Source organism: Streptomyces cyaneofuscatus, assembly GCF_042718795.1.
Taxonomy (GTDB): Bacteria; Actinomycetota; Actinomycetes; order Streptomycetales; family Streptomycetaceae; genus Streptomyces; species Streptomyces cyaneofuscatus_A.
Genome location: NZ_JBHXOX010000003.1, coordinates 123,348 through 133,247, shown reverse-complemented (window position 1 = coordinate 133,247; position 9,900 = coordinate 123,348). Strand labels below are relative to the sequence as shown.

The window sequence follows — 9,900 nt, the reverse complement described above, 5'->3', positions numbered from 1 at the left end:
CTACCGGTACGTGCTGTCGGCATCCGGCACGACGTGGCGGCCGCCACCATCGAATCTCTCGCCTGCCAGCCAGCCGCTGCCCGCCGCCTCCGAGGGCCGGCTGTATCCGCTCGCTCCGGCCGCCCGGGAGCTGGAGCACCGAAGGCGTACAGCTAGGTGCTCCATGTGAAGCGCCGCTTTCAGTCCCCCTGGCCGGGACTGCCTCCACCTGCGAGGATCCTGGACGAACGCGCATTCAGGGGCACGTCGCTGGTGGTTTCCCGGCCGGGTGTGGATGATCCGGCCAACTCCCGCGGTCATACGGTGTGGCGCGATCACCAACTGCGATGATCAGGGACGACGGAGGCGTCCCCGAGGGAGAGCGAGCAGATATGAGCAGTCAGCAGCCCTCACCCGATGAGCCCCGGCCCGGGTGGACGGCCAGTGAGGCGGCGCGGGCTGTCTACGGGGAGCACCTGGCGCGTATCGGGCACCTCATTCCAGCTGTGCTGTACATGTACGTGATGGACCGCCATGGCCTCGCGGCCGCGCACAACGCCGGCCGCCAGGACGTGGTCGATGCCCAGGTTGTCAGCATCGCGATGGAGTGCCGCGACGACCTCCTGGAGGCTGCGGTCGTCCTGGATGCCCTTGCCCTGTGCCGAGGGCACGGCAGCTACCTGCCCCGCCCCTACCAGGAGGCCATCATCCCCGCCCCGAGGGACGTCGAGTTGCGCACCGACGCCTCGGACGTGGCCGATGAACTCGCCCGCCACGACCTGCGGTACGGGACCAGCACGACCGGTGACATCCCCGCCCCGCTGGAGGACGGCTGCACCGACAGCGACCGCGACGCGGTCCGCGTCTACGCACGCCGGGAATGGATCACCCGGCAGGAACGCTGGCCTGGGATCTGAGGCCGGCGGCTCGCCTGACGATCTTCTCAGGGACGGATACTCGCGGCTCGCGGTTTCCTCCGGAGTGGGCACGTGCCGGGTGACCTGGAGTTGGCCGCTGCAGTCGACGTGTCGCCGCCGGGCGTAATAGAGGAAGACGCCGGGGTGTCGGCCCCGCCGGTCCCGGCGGCAGCGGTACCGGCGAGAGTGCCGAACACCTCCGCGCGGAGGGCCCGTGCCTTCACCGCAACGGGCGCCGCTCACGAGGAGCGGCGCCCGGGACGAGTGCGACGGTGCTGTCAACCGGCGCTGTTCACCGCCGGGAGGGAGAAGGAGGCCGGAGACTTCTTCAGCTCGGTCGTGTTGAGCTTCTTGTACTGATCGAGGAAGGGGGCCCGGTCGCCCTGGGTGCCGCGATCCTTCGACGGGTCGGCCAGCGGGAGCACCAGCTTCGCGCCCTTGATCGAGATCTTCTCCTCGGACGGGCTGTCGATCCAGGTCGGCGCGTTGACGGTGCCGATCTCGACGGCCAGTTGGTGCCCCTTCTCCAGCGTCCAGTCGGAGGACTTCAGGTCGAGCGCCAACCGCCCCCCGTCCACGCGTGCGACCTGCTCGTTGAAGGCGACCCCGGTCCCGTCCGCCGCCACGTCGTACAGCCTCACCATGACGTTGCCCGTCCCGGACGCGGTCATGGCGATCGAAGGGGCACCGGTCACCCGGACGTCCTGGGCGACGGGCTCGGAGCGGATGAGGAAGCCGGGGGCGCCGAGGCGGGCGGCCCGCTCGGCGTCCCGCTCCGGGTCGGAACCCGAGCCGATGTCGGTGTAGCTGCCGCCGCCCAGGTCGAGAGTGGGGGAGGTGGTGGCGTTGGGCCAGGTCTTCTCCTCCCGCCAGACGCCGGAGTTGTCCTGTACGGCGAAGTTCGGCAGCGGCTCGGCGGGCTTCTCGCCCTTGAGGTGTTCGTCGAAGAAGGCCATGGTCTCCTTCAGCCATCCCGCGCGGCCCATGGCCAGCTTGCCGTCCGCGCCGCGCTCGTTGCCGCGTACGTGGTCCCAGGGGCCGATCCAGCCCCTCTCGACGCCCCGGTGGTTGGCCAGGTACTCCTCCATGCCGAGCGGCTTGGTGTTGTTCTCGGTGAGGCCCTGGGTGAACAGCAGCGGGGTGTCGGTGCCCTTGGCTCCCGCGACCGCGTCGCGCTGCGTCCAGAAGGGGTCCCCGGGATCCACCGTGCCCGCGAGGATCGGTGTGGCGGCGCATTCGGGGTGCTTCTGCTCGTACGCGGCGTTCTTCCGGTAGCGCTTGTCGTCGTCCGGGAGCGGAGGGATGGTGGCTATCTCGTTGTAAGTGGTCGGGGCGATGATGCCGTTGGGGCGCGGAACGCCGTTGGAGTGGGAGTGCCGGTAGAGGTCCCAGATGGGCTCCTGGGCGACGACCGCCTTGAGGGCCTTCTTCTTGGCGTTGTTGCCCAGCAGCCCCGTCCAGGCGTCGAAGGACTTGCCGTACATCCCGACGGCACCCGTTGACCAGGACTGTCCGGCGCTCCAGTCGATGGCGGCCGACACGTCGGCGAGGTCGCCGGGGCCGCCGTAGTCGAAGCATGCACTGGAACCGCCGAAGCCGCGGGAATCGACCATCACCACGGCGTACCCCTGCCGGAACAGGTCGGCGCCCTCGAAGAGGTCGGCGAAGCGGCCGGAGGGGCCGGTGTGCGGCAGCCGCTCGTCCTTGAGCTCGCCCGCGTGCCCGAAGTAGGAGCTGACCATGAGGATGACCGGCAGCTTCTCGCCCTCGGGCAGCTTCTCCGGCAGGAGCACATCCGCGTGCAGCTCCGTCTTCGACTTGTCGGCCGAGGGGAAGTAGTGCTGGGTCCAGCGCGCGCCCTTGGGGACCCGCTTGTTCTGGTCGTGCGTCACCGAGCGCTTGTCGGTGGCGACCGCGGCCGTCCGGCTGCCGCCCGTGCTCTTCGGATCGTCGCGTGAGGTGGCGACGGCGACGGTGACCAGCGTTCCCGTGACGGTGAGGGCGAGCACCGCGGCCAGGGCGGTGCGGGTCGTGGACGACAGTTTCCTCATCAGTTCTCCTGCGTGCTGGGGGGTACGGTCCGCGGACGGTGGGAGCCGCAAACGCGGGGGAGGACGTGTCCTGCGGGGTTCCGGGGTTGCTGTGCCGTCCCGAAGGCGTCGGCGCCAAGGCGTCGGCCGTGGGGTGGCGCGTCCCCTCGGTTGTCGAGTTGCTGCTCGTCTACCGCGTCGCCGACGCCGAAAACGTGTGACGTTGCGGCATACCCGCGAAACCCGGCGCATTCCCGGGCCGAGATTGCGGGCCCGGCATTTCCGCGGGCCCCACCTGCGCAACTGTGCCGTTGCGTCATGGTCTTCAATGGCTCCCACGCGCAAAATCCGTGAAGCGGCCCGTCGTTGAGGAGCTGACCAGTGCCTTGGAGTACCCGGGAAATCGCGGAATTGGCCGGAACGAGCCTCCGGGCGGTCCGGCACTACCACCACATCGGGCTGCTCGACGAGCCCGATCGACTCTCCAACGGGTACAAGCAGTACGGTGTCGATCACCTGGTCCGACTGCTGCGCATCAAGCGGCTCGTCGCCCTGGGCTTCCCCTTGAGCCGGATCGGCGAGATGCACGACGACGGGGATTCCCGCGAGGACCTCAGTGAACTGAGGGCGCTCGACGAGGAACTGGAGGCCACCATCGCTCGGCTTCGGCAGGCGCGCGCCGAGGTCGGTGCGCTCCTGCGGCGCAAGGGCCGCAGTGACGTACCGCTCCGTTTCATCACGGTGGAGGGAAGGAGCGACGTTCCCGAGGCCGACCGCGGCTTCCTCACCGTGGTGGACACGGTGCTCGGCCCCGGGGCGCTCGGCGCGTACGCGGATCTCCTCGATGAGAGTCCCGACGCGGTGGCGCTGGAGTTCAACGACCTCCCGGACGACGCCGACGAGGAGACCTGCAGATCCCTGGCCGACCGCCTCGTCCCGTATGTGCGCGCACTGCGTGCCCGCCACGGCGGACTCAGCGATCTCACCTCCGACGCCCCCAGGGGCCGCCGCCACGCCTCCCGTGCCATCGGGGAGGCGCTCACCCACCTCTACAACCCCGCCCAGGTCGACGTGATGGGCCGCCTCGGCCGGCTGCTGGCCGAGCCGGAACGTACGGAGTGAGGTCCACGCGGCGCCGAAGGGGCTTTCCACGCGCATACGTGTCCGGCCAGGGGAGACTCCCGGTGGGCCGGATACGTACGCGGCGTCGCGGGCTGACGGCGGACAGCTACCCCTGCCGCGGACTCAGAGCGTGCAGCGGCTCTTCTCCGACGGCGCCCGCAGATCGACCAGGTAGGCGGCCACGGCCTGGTTCACGCAGGCGCTGGTCCCGGCGGAGGCGATGGTGTGCTGCTCCCCTTCGACGGTCAGCAGGCTTCCGCCGAGAGTCTTCGCCAGGTTGACGCCGGCCTGGTGCGGGGTGCTCGGATCACCGGTGATCGAGATGGTCAGGGTGGTGGGGAGCCCGTCGACCCGGTCGGGGAAGGGGTAGGTCGTCTTCGGTTCGGCCGGCCAGAACTCGCAGGCGTCGCGCGCCCCCTCGGCTCCGGTGCCGGGGTCCGCGAACGGTGCCGCGCGGTAGGTCTTCCCGCGCATGGCGACGGCCTCCTCGGCCGTCATGCGGTCCTCGTCCATACAGGTGATCGCATAGTTGGCCTCGCCGAAGTTGCTGCCCTCCCCCTTCGCGTCCCGTCCGCCGAACGCCTGCGAGAGGGCTGCCAGCCGGCGCGGGTCGCCCTTGCCGACGTCGGCGATGCCCTGGGTGATCTTCGGCCAGACGGCCCGGTGGTAGAGACCGGCGATCACGGAGTCGACGAGGTCGCTGTAGCCGAACGTGAGCCCGTCGCCGTAGGCGATCGGTTCGTCCAGCAGCGGGCGGGCGATGGCCTGGAACGCCTCCGTGGCCCGCTCGGGATCGGTGCCCAGCGGGCAGCTCTCGTCCTTCGCGCAGGCGGCTGCCATCTTGTCGAACGAGGACTGGAAGCCGGCGTACTGGGACAGCCGCCTCTCGCCCCCGAGGTGCGGGTCCACCGCGCCGTCGAGGACCATGGCGCGCACCCGCTGCGGGTACTTCTGCGCGTACAGGGCCCCGACGCGGGTCCCGTAGCTCTGGCCCAGGAAGTTCAGCTTCCCGCCGCCGAGAGCGGAGCGCAGGATGTCCATGTCCTGGACCGTGTCGCGCGTACCGACGGCCTTCAGCGCCTTCGCGCCGCCCGAGCCCCGGGAGCACTTGTCGACCAGGGCGCGCGAGTCCCGCGCGGAGAACCGCCCCGCGGTGAGCACGAACTCCGTCCTGGCCTCCCCGGCCACGTGGTCTCGCGGCTCGAAGCAGTGGATGGACGGCTCGCTCGCCCCCGCACCCCGCGGGTCGAAGCCGATGAGGTCGAAGTTCTCGGTCACCGGACTCCCGGCCAGCGCGATCGCGGTCTGTGCCGCGAAGTTCTGGCCGCTCCCGCCGGGTCCGCCGGAGTTGAGGAGCAGCGGGCCCTTCGACGTGCCTCGGGCGGGGACCCGCAACACCGCGATCCGGGCCTCCTCCCTGTCGGGGGCGGCGTAGTCCAACGGCACGGCGAGGCGGGCGCACTGGAGACCGGGCGCGGCGAGAAGCTTCTCGTCGGCGGGAGTGGTGGCGTACCCCTCGCAGGAGCCGAAGGAGAGAGCCTGCCGGTGGAAGCGGTCGAGGTCGGCGGCCGGGGTCTTCTCGGCCGACGCTTCGGGCGGCGAGGGGCTGCACGCGCCGACGAGCAGCAGGACGGGGACGGCCACCGCGGTCAGGACGGGCCGGAGTGGTAAGAGGCGGAGGGACAACGGTACTCCCAAGGTGTGGGCGAGCGGAGGGGGTAGTGGCGTACCGCGCCGCTGGGTGGCAGGCGGTGCCCGGCGGCGTACCGCACCGCTCGGCAGCCGACGGCGCGGCGCAGCCGGCCGGCCGGCCGGGCAAGGGGACGGCCGGCGGCGTGGGTTCAGGCGCTCCAGCCGCCTCCGACGGCCCGGCTGGCGAGGTAGGAGTCGCGCAGCGCCTTCCGCAGCCCGGGGACGAACTCGTCGTAGCGCGCGGCGTAAGCCGTCAGTTCCGCCCGGTGGGACCGGCGGTCCTCCTTGCTCCAGACCGGGGACAGCTCCAGTTCCACCGCGAAGACGGCCATGGCCAGCTCGTCGGTCAGCGCCTCGGGGGGTGCGCCGCCGTCCAGGACACCGGAGCGTGCCTGGTCCTGCACGGCTTGCACCTCCTCCGGGTGCGTCACGCCGACCCGGTCGAGGGGTATGAGCCCGAGCTTCTTCTCCCGGCTGACTGTGACTCGGCCGGCGTCGGCCAGTTGGTCGCGGACCGGGGTCTCGGCGGTGTGCGCCTTGTCGTGGAGGAACTTGAGCCAGCCGCGGGGCGCGTTATCGGGCAGGTCCTGCCAGACCGCAGCCGCGAAGGGGTCCTGCGGTGGTGTGCCGGGCAGCCGCCTCACCTTGCCCCCGGTGGCGTCGAGGTGCCCGCTGCGGGCCAGTTCGGTGAGGGCTCCGGCCCGCAGGAGCTGGCCGCGCCCCTGAATGTCGTCGAGCGGAAACTTTTCCCGCGGGACCGAATAGCACAACAGATAGAGCTTCTGGGCGAGCGTCATCGACACGATGAATCCTTTGCCGTCACAAGGCTCCATCTCACGAAGGAGCGGTCACGAAAAGAGCGCGAGTGGCGCCCCTTCCACTGCTGTGCGTCGACGAACGGTTCCGTTCCCCCGAACCGGGGCGCGGAGCCTTTCCCGCACCGGCCCGCCCTTCGCACATCGGCACTTTTACCTCCTGCTCGTGCGGCGAAACTGGTGACGTTACGGCACAGTTGGCGGCGCTGCCGGAATCGGGCCGGGCAATTTCCCCCGGGCGGTGTCGTCGCACATTCGGGGGTAGTGGCGACCGTGCGGGAGGATGCGCGGGAAACAGCTCCGCATCCGCCTCCGAGGCGCTCACCGGTACCCCATGGACCGTGCCCGGTGCGCCGCCATGTTCCGATCCGTGCCCGGCTGATCCCGAACGGCGGGTGCTTTCATGCCCGAACACACGGTGGCGACCCCCGCGCCCGGGGGCTCGTACGACCACATCGTCGTCGGCGGAGGGGCGGCGGGCAGTGTGCTCGCCGCCAGGCTGAGCGAGAACGCCGCCCAGCGCGTCCTGTTGCTGGAGGCGGGGCCCCCGACGGGCTCGATGCCGTACCGGAGGCTACTTGAGGCCGTTGCCGACGGCCTTGACGACGGTCGCCGGGTGTCGCAGCTCCACCAGTGGTTGCCGCCGCCTCGCCTGGGGGAGGTTCTGGCCACGGCGGTCACGCTGGTCGAAGCCGCCCACAGGCCGGCACCAGCACCGCGCCCACCTGGACCGTGCCGCGCACCGTACGGGTGACGCGTGGACGCCACCCTCAAGGCCGATCGACGGCCGGGACGCGTTCAATGGAAGGTCTAGTGGTGGCATGACGTATTGGATCAGCTACAGATGGTGGTTCCCTTGTCGGGCTGCCTGGAAGCCGATGGTGATACACGCCTCGCATGGCCCCTGAACAGCGGAAACGGCCACCATGCGGCCAAGCTGTAGGCGGCTGGTCCGCGTATGGACCGGATCTTGGTCGGCGCGGAGCGCACCCCCGACCGTCGGCCCGTGGCGGCGGCGAGCTGGCGAGTCGCTTCGTGACAGGCTTGGCGCCGCGTCCGCGGAGGTGTTCCGGTTTCCGTGTCCCTCTCACCTGTGCTGCGCTCAACCTCCCTGCTAGGGGGCCACCCTGACGAGGCGAATGATCGGCGGGGCAGATCGCGGCTGACAGGCAACCGCAATTGGTCTGTACCTGTCGGGGCAGAAGAGTGCTATGAGCGACAACAGCATCTCGATCACAGTCGAACTGCACGGCGGACCGCTGGATGGGCAAACCACCCCCGTGACCCTCACGGATGAGGACCCCTGGGTTGGGCTTCCCAACGACGGCTACGCCTACCCTGGCGGCAGCAGCGTCCATGCACCCGACACCCACGGCCGCTGGGTATGGCAGGACGACCAGCCGGCCCGTACCCCGTGACCCCGCATTCGCCCGGCACTATGGCAGCCCCGGAGGGGAAAGACATGGATCGCTTTCACATGACAGGTGCCTGGCTGGCTGACCTCAGGGCAGCTTTGCTGTGTAGGGAAGAGGAGGTGCTCCTTGGAGTCCTTCAGCGACCCGACTATCCCGCGCTCGTGTCATGTCCGATCTGTGACGAGGGCCCGGAAAGCGTCGTGTCGCGTGTCGAGGACCCGACCATTGACGGACGCCGGGTAGTTCTTGTGGACTTCCGACCTTGTCAGCATGGCATCTGGGTGGCCGTCGGCGAGTAGCGGAAGGTTCCGTCGCGAAGCGTTGCGAACAGGACGCCGACCCTGCGGCGGGCAAGGCAGGGTAGGGCCTGACCTCCGCCGTCGGTGCTGGTGAGCGCGGTTCAATGTGGTCAACGTCCAGTAGTCCCTCATCAGCGGAGCGGCCCCGCGGCGGGGGCCGCTTTGAACGACGAATACCTGATGAGTGAGCGAAGGGTGACGGGGTGAGGTGTCAGTTGCCGGAGCCGGCGATTGCGGTGACGCGGATCTCCACGCGCATGGCGGCAAGGCCGAGGACGGTGACGCCGGTTTCGGTCCAGATCGGCGCGCGGCCATCCAGGCGGAGGCGGAATTGCTCGGCCATGATGCGGTTGACGTCCTCGCTGATGGCCTCTTCCCCGGGGGCGACCTTGTGGTACGAGTTGACGTGGATGACGTCCCCCCAGGCGGCGCCGACCGTGGCGAGCGCGCGCCCCACGTTCTCGAAGGCCTGGACGATCTCCTCCTCCAGCGAGTCCGGGATGTTCAGATCGTCGTCCACACCTGCCTGGCCGGAAATCTCGACCCGGTCCCCGACGCGGACGGCGCTGCTGTAGCCCAGGGCATCGTGAAGCTTCTCGCCATAGCCCGGAACGATGCCGAAAGTGACCGTGTCCATGATGCTCCATCTCCCTCTCTCCAGGGCCGCACGTTGCCCTGATATGACTTCATGCGTAAAGTTAACCTAGCAGGGGATGACTTCAAGTGCAAAGTAAAGAAGAGGTCTTCCCGAGGATAGGGTGTCCCCAGGAGGAGGGTTTGTGAGCGACAGCGGCGAACGTGGGAGTGACGAGGAAGTGCGCTGGCTCAACAGCCAGGAGAAGGCGGCCTGGACGGGGTTGATCTCTCTGCTCCTGCTGCTGCCGGGCAAGCTGGAATCGCCGCTGCGGGAAGAGCACGGCATCACCTTGTTCGAGTACCTCGTGCTCAGCCATCTCTCCGAGGCGCCGGGGCGGAGGTTGCGGATGGGTGAGCTCGCCTTCCTCGCCAGCGGATCCCTCTCCCGGCTGTCCAACGTCATCAAACGGTGTGAACAACGCGGCTGGGTCGTCCGAAGCCCTGACCCGGCCGACGGGCGTTACACCCTCGCCGAACTCACCGCCGCAGGCGTCGACATCGTGGACCGGGCGGCTCCCACCCATCTACGTGCCGTACGCGCTCTGGTCCTGGACTCCCTCAGCACCGCCGACCAAAGGGCCCTGGCCCGGATCGCGGAGAAGATGCACATCGTCCCCGACGATTTCGCCTGAGGCCCGTCCAGACCCGGCCTCAAGTTCCGGTGCGGCCAGCGCTCGGACGGTCATCTCGAGTGCGACCGCCAGAATCCTGGGCTGGTCGAGGCCGGCGGCCCAGGGCTTGGTGGCAAGTAGCCGGCGGGGGAGCGGGACTGCGGTTCCGGCTCCAAGGTGTACGGAAACGTCAGCTCAGGCTCGCGGAGTCGAGCTACTCAACTACCGGTCGCACGGGAAGCGGCCTGTAGAAGCTCTGTCCTGTGGACGGATTCGTGGACTCTTGCAGGATCGTGAGGACCGCCCAGGAACCGTTTCAGGTTGAGGTGTGGGGTGAGAGCGTCACCATTCCCTCGCAGATCCATCACGATGAGCCGACCGCCG

9 protein-coding genes and 1 pseudogene are annotated in these 9,900 nt (G+C 69.4%); 6 read left to right on the top strand and 4 right to left on the bottom strand.

Annotated elements, in window-relative coordinates; translation table 11 throughout:
- The first annotated feature begins 371 nt into the window (after positions 1–371).
- Entirely contained in the window at positions 372–896 is a 525-nt protein-coding gene (locus ACFWRT_RS03845; RefSeq protein ID WP_380951054.1) for a hypothetical protein, read from the top strand.
- 278 nt (positions 897–1,174) lie between these two features.
- On the opposite strand, the gene ACFWRT_RS03840 is transcribed toward ACFWRT_RS03845, so the two are convergent.
- Positions 1,175–2,947: a CocE/NonD family hydrolase gene (locus ACFWRT_RS03840; RefSeq protein WP_380951055.1), complete on the bottom strand. Its 1,773-nt coding sequence runs from the start codon at positions 2,945–2,947 to the stop codon at positions 1,175–1,177.
- A gap of 38 nt (positions 2,948–2,985) precedes the next feature.
- Here ACFWRT_RS03840 and ACFWRT_RS03835 point away from each other — a divergent pair, with 38 nt between their 5' ends.
- Both ACFWRT_RS03835 and ACFWRT_RS03830 read left to right on the top strand, forming a co-directional pair.
- The gene (locus ACFWRT_RS03835) at positions 2,986–3,147 is read left to right on the top strand and encodes a hypothetical protein (RefSeq protein WP_380951056.1); all 162 of its coding nucleotides are present in this window, start codon (positions 2,986–2,988) and stop codon (positions 3,145–3,147) included.
- Between the two features lie 160 nt (positions 3,148–3,307).
- Entirely contained in the window at positions 3,308–4,048 is a 741-nt protein-coding gene (locus ACFWRT_RS03830; protein WP_380951057.1) for a MerR family transcriptional regulator, read from the top strand.
- Positions 4,049–4,171: 123 nt separating this feature from the next.
- Here ACFWRT_RS03830 and ACFWRT_RS03825 read toward each other — a convergent pair whose 3' ends face one another.
- Both ACFWRT_RS03825 and ACFWRT_RS03820 read right to left on the bottom strand, forming a co-directional pair.
- A complete protein-coding gene (locus ACFWRT_RS03825; RefSeq protein ID WP_380951058.1) occupies positions 4,172–5,734 on the bottom strand; it encodes an alpha/beta hydrolase in 1,563 nt (520 codons plus the stop codon).
- Between the two features lie 155 nt (positions 5,735–5,889).
- Positions 5,890–6,537 carry a GOLPH3/VPS74 family protein gene (locus tag ACFWRT_RS03820; protein WP_380951138.1) on the bottom strand — a complete coding sequence of 216 codons (648 nt, stop codon included), beginning with the start codon at positions 6,535–6,537 and terminating at the stop codon, positions 5,890–5,892.
- A 421-nt stretch (positions 6,538–6,958) separates the two neighbouring features.
- Between ACFWRT_RS03820 and ACFWRT_RS03815 the strand changes: the two are divergent.
- Together ACFWRT_RS03815 and ACFWRT_RS03810 are read left to right on the top strand one after the other, a co-directional pair.
- Positions 6,959–7,105: pseudogene (locus ACFWRT_RS03815) on the top strand (NAD(P)-binding protein); the annotation flags it as partial.
- Positions 7,106–7,766: 661 nt separating this feature from the next.
- On the top strand, positions 7,767–7,973 hold the full coding sequence (locus tag ACFWRT_RS03810; protein ID WP_380951059.1) for a hypothetical protein: 207 nt from the start codon (positions 7,767–7,769) through the stop codon (positions 7,971–7,973).
- A gap of 507 nt (positions 7,974–8,480) precedes the next feature.
- Here the strand turns inward: ACFWRT_RS03810 and ACFWRT_RS03805 are convergent.
- Complete coding sequence (locus ACFWRT_RS03805) at positions 8,481–8,906, bottom strand: Rid family hydrolase (protein ID WP_380951061.1); 426 nt, start codon at positions 8,904–8,906, stop codon at positions 8,481–8,483.
- 142 nt (positions 8,907–9,048) lie between these two features.
- Between ACFWRT_RS03805 and ACFWRT_RS03800 the strand changes: the two genes are divergently transcribed.
- Positions 9,049–9,537 carry a MarR family winged helix-turn-helix transcriptional regulator gene (locus ACFWRT_RS03800; RefSeq protein WP_380951062.1) on the top strand — a complete coding sequence of 163 codons (489 nt, stop codon included), beginning with the start codon at positions 9,049–9,051 and terminating at the stop codon, positions 9,535–9,537.
- The last annotated feature ends 363 nt before the right edge of the window (positions 9,538–9,900 follow it).